At 66.7% G+C, this 15,443-nt stretch carries 18 protein-coding genes and 1 other RNA gene; all 19 read right to left on the minus strand.

Going from position 1 to position 15,443, the window contains the following annotated elements; genetic code table 11:
- Positions 1–173: 173 nt before the first annotated feature.
- Positions 174–773 (minus strand): recombination mediator RecR, encoded by a 600-nt coding sequence (gene recR / locus DW2_RS01540; protein ID WP_038142838.1) that lies wholly within the window; start codon positions 771–773, stop codon positions 174–176.
- A gap of 4 nt (positions 774–777) precedes the next feature.
- The gene (locus DW2_RS01545) at positions 778–1,122 is read right to left on the minus strand and encodes a YbaB/EbfC family nucleoid-associated protein (RefSeq protein WP_038142841.1); all 345 of its coding nucleotides are present in this window, start codon (positions 1,120–1,122) and stop codon (positions 778–780) included.
- Between the two features lie 85 nt (positions 1,123–1,207).
- Positions 1,208–2,953, minus strand: coding sequence for a DNA polymerase III subunit gamma/tau (locus DW2_RS01550; RefSeq protein WP_038142844.1), 1,746 nt, complete (start codon positions 2,951–2,953; stop codon positions 1,208–1,210).
- An 86-nt stretch (positions 2,954–3,039) separates the two neighbouring features.
- Positions 3,040–3,136: signal recognition particle sRNA small type (ffs, locus tag DW2_RS19200), an RNA gene on the minus strand.
- A 190-nt stretch (positions 3,137–3,326) separates the two neighbouring features.
- Complete coding sequence (locus tag DW2_RS01555; RefSeq protein ID WP_038142848.1) at positions 3,327–4,088, minus strand: ABC transporter permease; 762 nt, start codon at positions 4,086–4,088, stop codon at positions 3,327–3,329.
- Positions 4,085–4,876 carry an ABC transporter ATP-binding protein gene (locus DW2_RS01560; RefSeq protein WP_038142851.1) on the minus strand — a complete coding sequence of 264 codons (792 nt, stop codon included), beginning with the start codon at positions 4,874–4,876 and terminating at the stop codon, positions 4,085–4,087. Before DW2_RS01560 ends, DW2_RS01555 begins: the two co-directional genes overlap by 4 nt.
- Positions 4,877–4,939: 63 nt before the next feature.
- Positions 4,940–5,953, minus strand: coding sequence for an ABC transporter substrate-binding protein (locus tag DW2_RS01565; RefSeq protein ID WP_038142854.1), 1,014 nt, complete (start codon positions 5,951–5,953; stop codon positions 4,940–4,942).
- A gap of 188 nt (positions 5,954–6,141) precedes the next feature.
- A complete protein-coding gene (locus DW2_RS01570) occupies positions 6,142–7,473 on the minus strand; it encodes a glutamine synthetase family protein (RefSeq protein WP_038142857.1) in 1,332 nt (443 codons plus the stop codon).
- Between the two features lie 3 nt (positions 7,474–7,476).
- Positions 7,477–8,304: an ABC transporter permease gene (locus DW2_RS01575; protein ID WP_038142859.1), complete on the minus strand. Its 828-nt coding sequence runs from the start codon at positions 8,302–8,304 to the stop codon at positions 7,477–7,479.
- Entirely contained in the window at positions 8,301–9,182 is an 882-nt protein-coding gene (locus DW2_RS01580) for an ABC transporter permease (protein ID WP_038142862.1), read from the minus strand. Before DW2_RS01580 ends, DW2_RS01575 begins: the two co-directional genes overlap by 4 nt.
- Before the next feature lie 51 nt (positions 9,183–9,233).
- On the minus strand, positions 9,234–9,953 hold the full coding sequence (locus DW2_RS01585; protein ID WP_038142864.1) for a transporter substrate-binding domain-containing protein: 720 nt from the start codon (positions 9,951–9,953) through the stop codon (positions 9,234–9,236).
- A gap of 31 nt (positions 9,954–9,984) precedes the next feature.
- Positions 9,985–10,779: an ABC transporter ATP-binding protein gene (locus tag DW2_RS01590; RefSeq protein WP_038142866.1), complete on the minus strand. Its 795-nt coding sequence runs from the start codon at positions 10,777–10,779 to the stop codon at positions 9,985–9,987.
- A 140-nt stretch (positions 10,780–10,919) separates the two neighbouring features.
- Positions 10,920–11,363: a tellurite resistance TerB family protein gene (locus tag DW2_RS01595; protein ID WP_038142868.1), complete on the minus strand. Its 444-nt coding sequence runs from the start codon at positions 11,361–11,363 to the stop codon at positions 10,920–10,922.
- A gap of 36 nt (positions 11,364–11,399) precedes the next feature.
- A complete protein-coding gene (locus tag DW2_RS01600; RefSeq protein WP_038142871.1) occupies positions 11,400–11,702 on the minus strand; it encodes a DUF1330 domain-containing protein in 303 nt (100 codons plus the stop codon).
- Between the two features lie 23 nt (positions 11,703–11,725).
- A complete protein-coding gene (locus tag DW2_RS01605; protein WP_038142873.1) occupies positions 11,726–12,034 on the minus strand; it encodes a phosphoribosyl-ATP diphosphatase in 309 nt (102 codons plus the stop codon).
- On the minus strand, positions 12,034–12,792 hold the full coding sequence (hisF, locus tag DW2_RS01610) for an imidazole glycerol phosphate synthase subunit HisF (protein ID WP_038142875.1): 759 nt from the start codon (positions 12,790–12,792) through the stop codon (positions 12,034–12,036). The genes DW2_RS01605 and hisF overlap by 1 nt, the downstream gene beginning before the upstream one ends.
- Before the next feature lie 54 nt (positions 12,793–12,846).
- Positions 12,847–13,794: a 1-phosphofructokinase family hexose kinase gene (locus DW2_RS01615; protein ID WP_038142877.1), complete on the minus strand. Its 948-nt coding sequence runs from the start codon at positions 13,792–13,794 to the stop codon at positions 12,847–12,849.
- Between the two features lie 127 nt (positions 13,795–13,921).
- Positions 13,922–14,851 (minus strand): MBL fold metallo-hydrolase, encoded by a 930-nt coding sequence (locus tag DW2_RS01620; protein WP_038142879.1) that lies wholly within the window; start codon positions 14,849–14,851, stop codon positions 13,922–13,924.
- 97 nt (positions 14,852–14,948) lie between these two features.
- Positions 14,949–15,365, minus strand: a complete 417-nt coding sequence (locus tag DW2_RS01625; protein WP_038142881.1) for a metallopeptidase family protein — start codon at positions 15,363–15,365, stop codon at positions 14,949–14,951.
- Between the last annotated feature and the right edge of the window lie 78 nt (positions 15,366–15,443).

The raw sequence follows: 15,443 nt of genomic DNA on the forward strand, positions 1-15,443 counted from the left end.
TCGGGTCTCTCGCATCTCGGGTGGGAGTTTCTCCCCTGATAGCCGGGGCCGTGGGCGGGTTCAATGGCGCGGCTCCGCAGGTGAGCAGCACGTTGCCTGACGTTTTCGGGAGACGCGGGTGGTGCTGCGGAGGCCTCCGGCGCGGGTCCGGGCCTGCTGGTCCGCCTGAAGTCTCAGAACGCCTTGCGCGCGCGCAAAGCAGCCTGGATCGTGCCGTCATCGAGATAGTCGAGCTCGCCCCCGATCGGCACCCCCTGGGCGAGGCTCGTGACCTGCACTTGCGACCCCTCGAGCGCCTCGGCGATGTAATGGGCGGTGGTCTGACCCTCGACGGTGGCATTGAGCGCGAGGATCACCTCGGAGATGCCCTCCTCGCGGATCCGCTCGAGCAGGTCCGGGATGCGCAAGTCCTCGGGTCCGATCGCGTCCAGTGCCGACAGCGTGCCGCCCAGGACGTGATAGCGGCCCTTGAAGGCATGGCCGCGCTCCATCGCCCAGAGATCGGCCACGTCCTCGATCACGCAGATCTCGCCGGTGGCGCGTTTCGGATCCTCGCAGATATCGCAGATGGCGGCGGTCGAGATGTTGCCGCAGCGGGCGCATTCGCGCGCGGTGCGGGCGACCTCGGCCATCGCCTCGGCCAGCGGGCCCATCAGCTGGGTGCGTTTCGAGATCAGGTGCAGCACCGCGCGGCGGGCCGAACGGGGCCCGAGCCCCGGCAGCCGCGCCATCAGCGCGATCAGAGCCTCGATCTCGTCACGCCCGCCCGTCACGGTCTCAGCCCGGCAGGTCCATGTTCTCGGGCAGGCCGAGCTCGCGCAGAAGGCGTTTCTGTTCTTCCTGCTCGCGGATCTTGGCCTTGGCCTGAGTGTCCTTGATCGCGGCGAGGATCAGGTCCTCGACCACTTCCTTCTCCGAGGCCTGCAGGATCGACGGGTCGATCGAGAGCCCGGTCAGCTCGCCCTTCGCGGTGGCGCGCGCCTCGACGAGCCCGGCCCCCGCCTCGCCGATCACGACGATCGACTTCAGCTCTTCCTGAAGCGTCGCCATCTTCTCCTGCATTTCCTTGGCGGCCTTCATCATCTTCGCCATGTCGCCCATGGCGCCCAGTCCCTTGAACATCTCGGATCTCCGTCTCAGAAAGCTTTCGTCTCAGATACGCATGGGGGCCTGAGGTCACAAGACCCGATCCCGGAGGAGTTGGCCCTCAGCTATCCTCGAACGGGTCCCATTCGTCCTCGACCTCGGGCAGCGCCTCGGTGGCGATCTCGGCGGCAAGCTCCTCGGCCGTCGCGATTTCCTCGAACCGCGCTTGCGGGAAGGTCTCGAAGATCGCCGCGACGAGCGGGTTGGTCATCGCCTCGCCTTTCGCCTTCTCCATCTCCGCCGCGCGGATCTCGGCGATCGTGGGCTGGCCGCCCTCGGAGACGACGGAGACGCCCCAGCGGGCCCCCGTCCAGCCCTGCAGCCGGGCCGAGAGGGTCGCCGCGAGATCGCGCGAGGCGCGGGGCCCGGGCTCGAACTCGATCCGGCCGGGGCGGTAGCTGACGAGCCGCAGGTTGTTCTCGACCTCGAGCAGGAGCGTCATGTCGCGCATCCGGGCGATCAGGTCGACAACGTCGTCGAAGCTGCCGAACCGGGCCAGCGCCTCGGCCACCGCATCCTGCTGCGGTGCGGGGGCAGCCGCGGCCACCGCGCCGCCTCCGGCGCGGCGCGCACGCAACGTCGCGCCATGGACCGGGCCGGTCGCCGGGGCGGGGCCGCGGCCTGCGGCCTGCGTGCTCGCGCCGCCCTGCTGGATCTTCTTGATCAGCGCCTCGGGATCGGGCAGGTCCGCCACATGGGTCATGCGGATGATCGCCATCTCGGTCGCCATCATCGCATTGGGCGCGCCCGCGACCTCCTCGAGCGCCTTCAGAAGCATCTGCCACATCCGCGAGAGCACCCGCATCGGGATCGCGCCGGCCATTTCCTGACCGCGCCGCCGCTCGTCGGGCGAGACGGTCGGGTCCTCGGCCGCCTCGGGGGTGACCTTGATGACCGAGACCCAATGGGTGATCTCGGCCAGATCGCGCAGGATCGCCATCGGATCGGCGCCATCGGCATATTGCGCGGCAAGCTCGGTCAGCGCCTCGGCGGCCTGCCCGTGCAGGATCATGTCGAAGAGATCGAGCACCCGCCCGCGATCGGCCAGACCCAGCATCGCGCGGACCTGCTCGGCCGTGGTCTCGCCCGCGCCATGCGCGATCGCCTGGTCGAGCAGCGACATCGCATCGCGCACCGATCCTTCGGCCGCGCGGGTGATCAGCGCGAGCGCGTCATGCGCGATCTGCGCGTTTTCCTTTTCCGCGATCCGTTTGAGATGGTCGATCATCACCTCAGGCTCGATCCGGCGCAGGTCGAAGCGCTGGCAGCGCGACAGCACCGTGACCGGAACCTTGCGGATCTCGGTCGTGGCGAAGATGAATTTCACATGGGCGGGCGGTTCCTCGAGCGTCTTCAGGAGCGCGTTGAACGCGCTCGTCGACAGCATGTGAACCTCGTCGATGATATAGACCTTGTAGCGCGCCGAGGCGGCCCGGTAATGCACGCTCTCGATGATCTCGCGGATATCGCCGACCCCGGTGCGCGAGGCGGCGTCCATCTCCATCACGTCGACATGGCGGCCCTCGGCGATCGCGCGGCAATGCTCGCATTCGAGGCAGGGTTCGGTGGTGGGATTGCCCTGACCGTCGGGGCCCACGCAATTGAGCCCCTTGGCGATGATCCGCGCCGTGGTCGTCTTCCCGGTCCCGCGGATGCCCGTCATGATGAAGGCCTGCGCGATGCGATCGGCGGCGAAGGCGTTCTTGAGCGTGCGCACCATCGCGTCCTGACCGATCAGGTCGACGAAGGTGGCGGGGCGGTACTTGCGGGCGAGAACCTGATAGCCGGCCTCGGGCGTCTCGGACATGCGGGGGTCTCCTGATCTTGCGCGCGCCAGTCTAGACGCGGGGGCGTCCAAGTCAAACCGATGTCGGGGCCGATGCGGGGGAGTGGGGTGAGAGGCTGGACAGCGACCCAAGCGGGGCTCGTTGCGGCTGCTTCCTTCCGGACCTGACCGGGTTGGCGAGGCGCTCGCCCGCGCCAACCTCTCGAGGGCCGATATAGGAAAGCCGAACCAGATTCGCAAGCGTTGAGCGGGAAAGAGGGGGGCTCTGCCCCCGTCGCGCGGATGCGCGCCTCCCCCGGGATATTTCGATCAAGAGGAAGAGGCTCCGATCCTGTCTTCCTCTTGACGCAAATATCCCGGGGGTGAGGGCGAAGCCCGAGGGGGCAGCGCCCCCTCAGCCCGGCTGCCGCTCGGCCCAGCCGGCGAAGATCTTCTCGAGCAGGACGACCGCGTAATAGAGCACGATCCCGAGGGCGGCGAGGGCGATCAGCACCGCGAACATCAGCGGATAGTCGCCATTGGTCTGGCCCGACAGGAAGAGTGCGCCGAGCCCCTTGCCATGGGGGGAGATGATCTCGACGAGGTTAGTGCCGATGAAGGCGAGGGTGACCGAGACCTTCAGCGCGCCGAAGAATTCCGGCAGCGTCTTGGGCAGCGCGATCTTGCGGAAGATGGTGAATTTCGACGCGCCGAGCGCGCCGAGGATGTCGCGATATTCCGGCTCCAGCGTCGAGAGGCCGATCCCCACCGAGACCGCGATCGGGAAGAAGGAGATCAGGAAGGCCATCAGCACGGTGTTGAAATCGTGCTGGCCGATGAAGAGAAGCGCCAGAACCGGCACCACCGTCGCCTTGGGGATCGCGTTGAAGCCCACAAGGAGCGGGTAGAGCGCGTCGCGCGCGCTGCGCGAGAAGCCCATGATCATGCCGAGAAAGGTCCCGAAGAGGATCGAGAGCGCGAGCCCCGCCACGGTGCGCCAGAGCGTCTGCCAGCTGTCGATCAGGAACAGCTGCCAGTAGCGGATATAGGCTTCGGGCAGGTCCGAGGGCGAGGCCATCACGTAATTCGGCCAGCCATTGATCCAGACGATGAACTCCCAGATCGCGAGAAAGGCGAGGATCGACAGGATCGGGGTGGCGATCTTCTTTCCGCTCATGCGTGGGCCTCCCCGTCGCGGCCCTGCGCGATCCGGATCTGGTCGCGCAGCACATGCAGCATGTCCACGGCCTTCGGCTCGTAGAGGATGTCGATCCCGCGATCGGCGGGCAGATCCACCTCGAGCAGGTACTGGGTGCGCGCCGGCCGGCCCGAGAGCACCACGACCTGATCGCCCAGAAAGACGCTCTCGCGCAGGTCATGGGTGATCAGCACGGCGGTGAAGGGTTCGTTGCTTCGCAGGTCGCGCATCGTCTGCCACAGGTCCTCGCGGGTGAAATTGTCGAGCGCGCCGAAGGGTTCGTCCATGATCAGAACGTCCGGTTTGTGCACGATGGCGCGGCAGAGCGAGGCGCGCTGGCGCATGCCGCCCGACAGTTCGGAGGGGCGCTTGGTCTCGAAGCCCTTGAGGCCGACCATCTCCAGCAGGTGCTCGGCGCGGGCGTATTTCTCGGCCTTGGACATCGCGGGGGCGACGATTTCGAGCGGCAGGATGACGTTTTCGAGGATCGAGCGCCATTCCAGCATCACCGGGTTCTGGAAGGCCATGCCCACCGTCTTGCGCGGCGAGGTGACCTTCTCGCCATGCAGCCAGACCTCGCCCTGATCGGGTTTCATTAGCCCCGCGACAAGACGGGTCAGCGTGGACTTGCCGCAGCCCGAGGGGCCGACCACGGCGCAGAATTCGCCCTGCGGCACCGTGATGTCGAGGCCGTCGAGCACGGGCAGCGGGCCGTGCCTGGTCTGATAGGCGTGAGAAACGCCCCGGATGTCGATGAGAGTGTCCATGCGGGTCCGGCCGGAAAAGAAAGGGGCGGGTCGCAGACGCGATGCCCGCCCCTCTGGGGAGGATCAGTCGATCTTCAGGCCGCCATCGCCCGGCAGGTATTCGGGGTCGAAATAGAGCGCGGCATCGGGCGTCGTCTTGAACTCGTAGACGGTCTTGGTCTGTTCGATCGCGGTGGCCATCCGGTCGGTGTCGATCCCGCCCATTCCATGCGCCTTGACGTAATCGGTGAGCACATTCGCGTCGATCGCCATCTGCAGGCGCTCGGTCTCGAGCGTCTTGTCGGCGGCCGGATTGCGCTTGAGCAGCGCGTCGACCGCCTTGCCCGGATCGGCGATCGCGGCCTTCCAGCCCTCGGCGGTGGCCTTGATGAAGCCGGTGATCTCGTCGGGATGGGCCTTCGCGTAATCGGTGTTCGCGATGATCGCGTTGCCATAGAGCGCCACGCCATGATCGGCCATCAGCAGCACCGACTGATCGTCCATCGGCACGCCGAGGCGCTTGAGGTTGAGCGTCGAGGAGAACGAGAAGCCGGTCACCGCATCGACCTTGCCCTCGGCGAGCATCGGTTCGCGGGTCGGGAAGCCCACCGGCTCGACCTTGATCTTCGAGATGTCGAGTCCGGCCTCCTTGGCGAAGATCGGGAATTGCGCCCAGGCGCCATCGGGGGGCGGGGCGCCCAGCACCTTGCCTTCGAGATCCTTGGGCTCGGTGAGACCCAGCGACTTGCGCCCGACCACGGCGAAGGGCGGCTTGTCATAGACCATCATCACCGCGGTCACCGGCGCGCCGGGGTTCTGGTCGAGGAATTTCATCAGCGAGTTGATATCGGCGAACCCCACCGGATAGGCACCGGTCGCGACTTTCGGGATCGCGTCGAGCGAGCCCTTGCCCTCGGATATCTCGACCTCGAGCCCCGCCGCGCCGTAATAGCCCTCGTCGATGGCGAGGAAATAGGGCGCCGAGGGGCCCTCGAATTTCCAGTCGAGCGCGAAGGGGATCTTCGTCTCCGCTTGCGCGATCACGGCCGAGAGGCCGAGCGTGAGTGCCGCGAGAAAACCGGTTCTGATGTGCTGCATTCTGTCCCCCTGAAGCGCCTGCCGATGCCGTTGAACCGATGGTGGCGGGGGCAAGCACGGGGAGAAATCGAAACCGCATCCGGAGGGGGCTCCGGCACGGGGATAACGGCTTCGTGATGAAATTTTGGGCGCGCGGCAGCGCGTCTGCGACAAAACCGGGCGGGAGCGGGTCGCCCCGCGCCGGGGCCTCAGACCGTGTCGAGATAGAGCTCGGTCTGCTCCTGTTCCGAAAGCTCCGCCATGTAGTGCAATTCCTGCCGCTTGGTCATCGCGAAATTCTCGATCAGCTCGCGGTCGAAGATGCGCGGCATCATCTTGCAGGCCTTGAAGGCGTCGATCGCGGCCCCCCATTCGGTGGGCATCTGCGGCAGGTCCTGCGCATAGGCATTGCCCTTGATCGGCGCGGGGGGGTCCATCGCATCCTCGATCCCGACCAGCGCGGCCCCGAGGATCGCCGCGATCATCAGGTAGGGGTTCACGTCGCCGCCTGCCACGCGATGCTCGATCCTCCGCGCGGCCGGGCCCGAGGCGGGGATGCGCAGCGCCGAGGTCCGGTTCTCATAGCCCCAGGCGATGCCGGTGGGAGCGTGGGCATCGGGCACGAGGCGGTCATAGCTGTTCTCGTGCGGTGCGAAGATGAGGGTCGAGCCCTCCATCGCGGCGAGGCAGCCCGCGACCGCATGGCGCAGCGCGTCCGAGCCCTGCGCGCTCCCGTCGTTGAAGATGTTGTTGCCCTCGGCATCGAGCACCGAGAAATGCATGTGCATCCCGTTTCCGGACCATTCGTCATAGGGCTTGGCCATGAACGAGGCCGCGAAACCGTGGCGCCGCGCGAGACCCTTGACCAGCATCTTGAAGAGCCAGCTGTCATCTGCCGCCTTGAGCGGGTCGGCCTGGTGGCTGAGATTGATCTCGAACTGGCCCGGCCCGGCCTCGGAAATCGCGGTGTCGGCGGGAATGTCCATCGCCTCGCAGGCGTCGTAGAGCTCGGTGAAGAAGATGTCGAAGGCGTCGAGGGCGCGCAGGCTCAGAACCTCGCCCCCGGTGCGCCGCTTGCCCGAACGCGGGCTGGGCGGCACGCGCAGGGTCTTGCCGGAATCGTCGATCAGGAAGAATTCGAGCTCGGTCGCCACGACCGGGGTCAGACCCTTCGCCTTGTAGCGCTCCACGACGCGGGCCAGCGCCTGGCGCGGATCGCCGGCATAGGGCTTGCCGTCCATGTGGAACATCCAGATCGGCAGCAGCGCGGTCGGCGCCGAGAGCCAGGGCATCGGCAGAAAGCCACGCTCGGTCGGCATCAGGAGCCCGTCGCAATCGCCCGATTCAAAGACCAGCGGGCTGTCCTCGATATCCTCGCCCCAGATGTCGAGATTCATCACCGAGAACGGAAACCGGGTTCCTTCCGAAAACACCTTGTCGGCGAACCGGGCGGGCAGGCGCTTGCCGCGCGCCACCCCGTTGAGATCGGCCGCCGCCACGCGGATCGTTCGAACGTCGGGATGGTCATGCAGCCAGTTCATCTGTCACCTGAGGATTTGCGGCCTGAACCGGATCCGCCTTCGCTGCTCTTGCGGAAGGTGGCGGTTGAGGCGGCGGTTGATCACCCCGAAGAGCGCGATCACGCTCAGCGTCAGCAGCACGAAAAAGAAGGCCGCGATCGGGTAGGGGATGAAGGGATTGAAGGTCTTGTCCGCGAAATATTTCGCGTAGTAGAGCGCGTCGCCCTCCTGGCGGAAGGCCGGGAAGCCCGAGAAGAAGACGAGCGTCGTGGCGTGGAACAGGAAGATCGCCTCGTTGGTATAGGATGGCCAGGCGAGGCGGAGCATCGTCGGCCAGGTCACGCGGCGGAACTTCTTCCAGCCCGAGAGGCCATAGGCGTCGGCGGCTTCGAGATCGCCCTTGGGGACCGAGCGCAGCGCGCCGTAGAAGATCTCGGCCGCATAGGCGGAGGTGTTGAGAAACAGCACGAAGAGCGCGCCGGCCCAGGCCCGGGTCATCCAGTTGGTCTCGATCGTGATGCCGAGAACGGGAAAGCCCGCGCGCGGCAGCAGCGCCAGCGCCTCGTAGGCGAGGAAGAACTGGATGAAGAGCGGCGAGCCGCGGAAGACGAAGATGAACCATTCCGCCGGCTTGCGGATCAGCCGGCTCTCGACATTCTTCGCCAGCGCAAGTCCGGTGGCGAGAAAGAAGCCCGCGAGCAGTGCGAGGACGCCGAAATAGATGTTCCAGATCATCCCCGATCCGATCAGGGTGAATTGCTGGCACATGGTGAAATCGGAGCGCGGCAGCAGCCGTTCGCCGATCCCGATCGAGCGCAGTCCGTAATCCGCGATGGTCTGGATGCAGCTCATGCGCCCGCCTTCCTGAGCGCTTCGCCCGCGGCCGTGGCCTGCCCGAAGGCGAGGCGGCGGTTGATCCGGTCGAGCACGAGTTCGGACAGTTTCGTCATCACCAGGTAGAAGATCAGCAGGGCGAGGAAGTAGTAGAGCCGCCAGTCGCCATGCGGATAGGCGTAGATCTGCGACTTGGTCGCGCCCAGCTCGCGCGCCCAGTAGACGATGTCCTCGATCCCCAGCAGGAACAAGAGCGGCGTCGCCTTGATCAGGATCATCCAGAGGTTCGACAGGCCCGGGATGGCATAGGCCCACATCTGCGGGATCAGCACCCGGCGGTTCACCTGCGCGCGGGTCATGCCATAGGCCTCGGCGGTCTCGAGCTGCGCGCGCGGCACGGCCTGCATCGCGCCGTAGAGGACATTCGCGGCGAAGGCGCCATAGACGATCGAGAAGGCCACCACGGCAAGCGCGAAGCCGTAGATCTCGTGGTAGATCTGCGGCGCGGTGTTGAGCGGCAGCTTCGCCGCGGCGCAGACGTGGAATTCGTTGCCGGCCCAGACCGGCTGGTTCCAGTCGGGGCACTTGACCCGGTTGCGGAGATATTCGAGGCCCTGATCCATCGCGATCGGGACGAAGAGGAAGAAGACGATGTCGGGCACGCCGCGCACCATCGAGATGTAGCCGCGCCCGAACAGCTTGAGCGGCGCGATATGCGACCGCGCGGCCAACGCCCCCCCGAAGCCGAAGATCAGCGCCGCCGGCGCGGTGACCGCCAGCAGGATCAGCACGACCCCGAAGGAGCCATAGAACATCATGTGCTTGCCCGTGGTCAGGTAGCACAGCATCCATGACAGCCCATGGAGCGAAGAGGGGTCGGTGCAGGTCGAGAACATTACGGGTCGTTCGAAAAGGGGGGGGCGGGTCGAAACCCGCCCCGCGCCGGATCAGTTGAAGGTCAGCGCGTCATCGCCGAAATACTTCTTGAGCATTTCGTTCAGCGAGCCGTCGGCCTTCAATTTCGAGATGCCGTCGTTGAACTTGTCCTTCAGCGCGGTGTCGGACTTGCGCAGGCCGATGCCGATACCCTTGCCGAGCTGGACGTCCTCGCCCACGAACTGCATTCCGTCGGTGCCCGCGAAAGGCTTGAGCGCGTCCTTGTCGGCAAAGACCGCGTCTGCCTCGCCGTTCTTCACCGCCGCGATCGTGTCGTCGAGGGTCGCGTATTCGGCCAGCGTCGCGCCGGTCTCGGCGACATGGGCCGCCTGGATGGTGCCGGTCTGCGCCGCGACCACGCCGCCCTTCAGGTCAACGCCCGGATCCATCGCCATGTAGGACGAGGCGGCCGGCGGGTAATAGGCCTGGGTGAAGTCGATCGACTTCTCGCGCTCCTCGGTGATCGACATGCCGGCCATGATGGTGTCGTAGTTGCCCGAGAGCAGGTTCGGGATGATCGAATCCCAGTCATTGGTGACCCAGGTGCAGTCGAGCTTCTCCATCTCGCACAGCTTGTCGCCGAGTTCGCGCTCGAAGCCCGCGACCTGGCCGTTGTCGTCGATGTAGTTGTAGGGAGGGTAGGCGCCCTCGGTGCCCATCCGCACGGTTTCGGCGGCGGCGACACCGGCGCTCAGGCCGAGAATGGCGGCAGTCAGAATCAGTTTCTTCATTGGTTACCCCTGTCGTTGGACTTTGGTTGATTCACGCCGGCGCGGTGGCCGACAGGAATTGTTGCAGACGCTCGGATTTCGGAGCGCCGAATACGGCCTCTGGCGGGCCTTCCTCCTCGATCTTGCCCTGATGCAGGAAGACGACGTGATCGGAGACGTCGCGCGCCAGGCGCATGTCATGGGTCACGAGGATCATGGTGCGATGCTCGCCGGCGAGGTCCTTGATGACCTTCACCACCTCCTGCTGCAATTCCGGGTCGAGGGCCGAGGTGGGCTCGTCGAACAGAAGCGCCTTGGGCTCCATGCACAGCGCCCGCGCGATCGCCGCGCGCTGCTGCTGACCGCCGGAGAGCTGCGCGGGCCAGGCATCGCATTTGTCGCCGATCCCGACCTTGTCGAGAAGCTGGCGGGCGAGCGGTTCGACCTCTTTCGGGTCGCGCCCCAGCACCGTGACCGGCGCTTCCATCACGTTTTGCAGGATCGTCATATGGGCCCAGAGATTGAACTGCTGGAACACCATCGAGAGATTGGTGCGAAACCGGGTGACCTGCGCGCGATCGGCGGGACGGCGCGACAGGCCCTCGCCCTTCCACTTGACCGCCTCGCCACCGAAGACGACCTCGCCGGACTGGCTGTCCTCCAGCAGGTTGCAGCAGCGCAGCAGGGTGGATTTGCCGGACCCCGAGGAGCCGATCAGCGAGATCACGTGACCGCGCGGCGCGGTGATCGAGACGCCCTTGAGCACCTCGAGCGAGCCGTAGCTCTTGTGAAGATCGCGAATTTCGATGACGGGCGCTTCTTGGGGCGCAGTTTCTGTCAGGGTCACGCGGGCAGCTTCTCTTTGTCCATCCGGTCAATCTGGCGCGATTTTGGACCTGAATGCAACGGGGCGGCCCTGCTTGACCAGAGGGAAACGGAGGAAATCACGGGCAGATGGCGAAAAAATGAGCGCGGAGCCTACGCCATTCAGTCGCGGCGCGCCTCCACGCGCTGGCGCGCGCGGGCCGAATCGACGTCATTCACGCCCAGAAGCTTCGCCGCGAGCCGGATCAGCGCATCCTCATGCGCATCGCGGACCCCGTCGGCCAGAGCGACGTCCCACAGCGCCTCGATCACGCCGGTGCGGTCTTCATAGGCGACCTTGTCCTTGAGCGCGCGGGTGAAGCGCACCGTGTCGGGCGCGCCCGACTCGATCTCCTCGGCGCGGCGGCGCATCTCGGTCGCCTCGAAGGGCGAAAGGCCGTTGCGCTGCGCCAGCACCCGATCGATGCGGATCTTCTCCTCCTCGTCGTAATCCTGGTCCGACCGGGCGAGGCGGACGAGAAGCGCGGCGAGCGCGAGTTCACGGTCATCCCCGGCCAGCGGGTCGGGGGCGGGATCGTTTAGGATATTGAGAAGGCGTCCGAACATGGCCCTAGAGATAAGCGTGCGCGCGGAAAGGGCAAGTCACGAGCTGGTTGGCGTGCCCGCGACGATCGCGAGATCGACCTCGGCCCCGGCGTCACGCATCGCGAGCGTCGCCTGATAGTCGGGCCCGTGATAGCAGCTGCGCGCGGCCTCGAGGGAGGGGAACGCGACGATCACCGTGGCGGGACGCATCGCGCCGGCGACCAGGTCCTGCTCGCCGCCGAGCACGAGGATCTGTCCCCCATGGGCGGCGATCGCGGGGGCGGCGGCCGCGCGATAGGCCTGATAGGCGGCGGGGTCGGTGACGGAGACATGGGCGACCCAGTAGGCTTTCCCGCTCATCCCTCTCTCCTCCCCGGTGCGGTTCAGCGCGCGGCCTTCTCGGCGATCCCGGAGGTCCCCTCGCGCCGTTCTAGCTCGGCCAGAACCTCCGCGAGCGACACGCCGCGCGCGCTCAGCATGACGAGCAGATGATAGAGCACATCGGCGGATTCGTAGATCAGGTTCTCGCGGTCGTCCTTCGCCGCGGCGATGATCGCCTCGATCGCCTCTTCGCCGAATTTCTCGGCGCATTTCTCCGGCCCCTTGGAAAGCAGTTTCGCGGTCCAGGAGGTGTCGGGATCGGCCCCCTTGCGGGCTTCGATCGTGGCGGACAGTTGCTCGAGAATGCTCATCACAGCCTCATCGGGATGCCCGCGGCGGCCATGTGCTCCTTGGCCTCGCGGATGGTGAATTCGCCGAAATGGAAGATCGAGGCGGCGAGCACCGCCGAGGCCCCGCCCTTGGTCACGCCCTCCACCAGATGATCGAGCGTGCCGACGCCGCCCGAGGCGATCACCGGCACGTTCACCGCATCCGAGATCGCCCTGGTCAGTTCGAGATTGAACCCCGCCCGCGTGCCGTCGCGGTCCATCGAGGTCAGCAGGATCTCGCCCGCGCCCTTCGCGGTGACGGTGCGCGCGAATTCCACCGCGTCGATGCCGGTGGGCCTGCGCCCGCCATGGGTGAAGATCTCCCAGCGGCCGGGCGCGACGGTCTTGGCGTCGATCGCGCAGACGATGCACTGGCTGCCGAAGCGGTCGGCGGCCTCGGAGATCACGTTCGGATCGGCCACGGCGGCGGAGTTGAACGACACCTTGTCGGCGCCTGCGAGCAGGAGCGCGCGCACGTCCTCGTGGCTGCGCACGCCGCCGCCCACGGTGAAGGGCATGAAGCATTGCTCGGCGGTGCGGGTCACGAGATCGAACATCGTGCCGCGGTTCTCATGGGTCGCGTGGATGTCGAGGAAGCACAGCTCGTCCGCGCCCGCCGCGTCATAGGCCTTCGCCGCCTCGACCGGGTCGCCCGCGTCCACGAGGTTGACGAAATTGACGCCTTTCACGACGCGCCCGTCGGCGACGTCGAGGCAGGGGATGATGCGGGTCTTCAGCATGGGGCGGGCTCCTTTGGCGCCTTCATAACGCGGGGCCCGCAGAAGGCAAAGGGGTCAGAGCGGGCTCACCGGGCATTGCGGCAGGAGCTTTCGCACCATCGCGGCCGAACACATCACGGTGGCCGGGGTCGTCACCGCCGCCGAGGCGGTCGCCGCGCCATGGCGCAAGGCGTCTGGAAGGGAATGGCCGCGCGAGAGCGCCAGCGTGAACCCGGCCACGAAACTGTCGCCCGCGCCCACCTTCGAGACCACCTTAACCTTCGCGGCCTTCGCGAACCATCGCCCCTCCCGCGTCGCGAGCACATTGCCATCCGCGCCCCGCGCCACGATCACCGCATTTGCGATCCCGCGCGTCACCAGATCCTGCGCGAAATCGGCGCTGTCGGTGCGGTCCGGCAAGGGCCGCCCCGCGAGCCCCTCGGCTTCGAGCTCGTCCATGCGCAGCACGTCGGCGGGCTTGAAACGCGCATCGAGGAGGTTGTGAAGGGGCTTGCCCGACGTGTCGAGGAAGAGCTGCGCCCGGGTGCGGGCGATCTTGGTCGCCAGCCGGGCGTGGAAATCCTCGGGCACGCCGGGCGGCTGGCTGCCCGAAAGCACGACGATGCCGCCCTCGGGCGCGGCGCGTGCGATCCGGGCCAGCGCCCGCGTGACGTCCTTCGAGCCCCAATCCGGCCCCGGCATCACGAAGCGGTATTGCTCGCCGGTTTCCTGGTCGGTGGCGGAGAAGCTCATCCGGGTCTCGCCGGGCGCGGGGAAGGGGAAGACCCCGATCCCCGCCTCGGCCAGAAGCCGCATCACCTTGTCCCCGGTCGTGCCCCCGAGCGCCACGAAGGCGGTCGAATTGCCGCCGAGCGCCGAGATCGCGCGGCTCACATTGAGGCCGCCGCCGCCCGGATCGCTATGCGGCCGGGTACAGCGCAGCTTGCGCTCGGGCTCGATCCGCGGGGTCGAGATGGCGAGGTCGACGGTGGGATTGAGCGTGATCGTGAGGATCGAGGTCATTGCGCGCTCCGCAGCAGGCGTTCGCTGCCGATGATGACAGGCGCGGGCGCGCGTTCAAGGGGCAGATGCGGATCTGCCGCGGATGCGCGGGGCGACGCGAGCGGACGCCGCCCCGACGATGAGCCGATTAGAGATCGAGCTGGTAGCTCATCGGGTGGAAATGGAACCCCTCGCCGGTCGCCTCGAGATATCCGACGCCGGGGAAGGGCATGTGATAGCCGATGAAGGCGAGCCGGTCAGCCGCGACCTGCCCGAGAAGCGTCTTGCGGGTCGCTGCGGCGGCTTCCTTGTCGGTGTCGTATTTCACCTCCCAGTCGGGGCGCTGGAGCGACCAGACATAGTGGTTGGTGGTATCGGCAGCGAGCATCAGCCCCTTGCCGCCGGACTCGACCAGGAAGGCCATATGGCCCGGCGTATGGCCGAAGGCCTCGACCGCCGAAATCCCCGAGATCACCGAATCGCCGCCCTTGAGGAAGCCGAACTTCTCGGCCAGCGGGCGCACCTTCGCCTCGAACGTGTCGTTGCCGGCCTGCGCCCAGTGATCGAACTCGGTCTGGCCGGTGACGTATTTCGCGTTCGCGAAAGTCGCGCCGCCTTCGCCCATCAGCCCGCCGATATGGTCGCCATGCATGTGGGTGATGACGACGGTGGTGATCTCCTCGGGCGCATGCCCGGCGGCGGCGAGCGCGCCGGTGATCCCGTCGGGCGACAGTCCGGTATCAAAGAGGATCTTCTCCGAGCCCGTCTCGATCAGCGTGGGGGTGAAGAAATTCAGCGACTTGTCATGAGGAATGAAGGCCTCTTCGGAGACCTTCCGGAACGCCTCGGGGCTGGCATTCATCCCGAAGATGTCTTGTGGATTGTCCATCGCGCGCGAGCCGGCAAGCAGCGTCGTCACGGTCATCTCGCCCAGGCTCATCCGGCGGTAGGGCGGGATCGCGGGCGGCGCGTCGGCGCTCTGGGCCGCGGCTCCGGTTCCCGACAGGAGCGCGGGCGCGGCGGGAAGGATGGCGGCGGTCTTGAGCGCTGTGCGGCGTGTCATGGTCGTCCTCGTCATCGGTCTCTCCCTGTAGCTGTTGACGATCTCCCAGTGCCGGAGTCTAGCACGAGCTGCGCTCCGGCCATCACGAGAACGTCAGGGCGCCCGGGATGGATCACTCCCACCAGCGGTCGATCGACGAGATATCCGCATCCGACCAGCCGAGATGATGGGCCAGTTCGTGCACGAAGACATGGGTGACGAGCGCGCCGAGTTCCTCGTTGCCGCGGGCAAGCCACTCGTCGAGGATCGGCCGCCGGAAGAGCCAGATCACATCTGTATGTCCGCCCGGATCCATCACCGATTTCTCGGTGAGCGGAATGCCCTCGTAAAGCCCGGTCAGCTCGAACGGGTCCTCGATGCCGAGCGCCGCGAGCATCTCCTGCGAGGCGAAATCCTCGACCCGGATCGCGATCTCGCTCGCGGCCTTGTCGAAGGGGGCGGGCAGGGCGGCGCGGGCCGCTTCGGCCAGGCTCTCGATATCCCCGAGACCCGGCGCGATCCGGTCGTGCCAGTCGTCTTCCGATGCCATGCCTGCCTCCGATCCGCGCTTGGCGCCGTGTGCCAATCCCCCTCATATGGACAAACGGGCCGCTCTGTGAAAGAGCAG

The sequence above is a fragment of the Thioclava atlantica genome (assembly GCF_000737065.1).
GTDB classification, from domain to species: domain Bacteria; phylum Pseudomonadota; class Alphaproteobacteria; order Rhodobacterales; family Rhodobacteraceae; genus Thioclava; species Thioclava atlantica.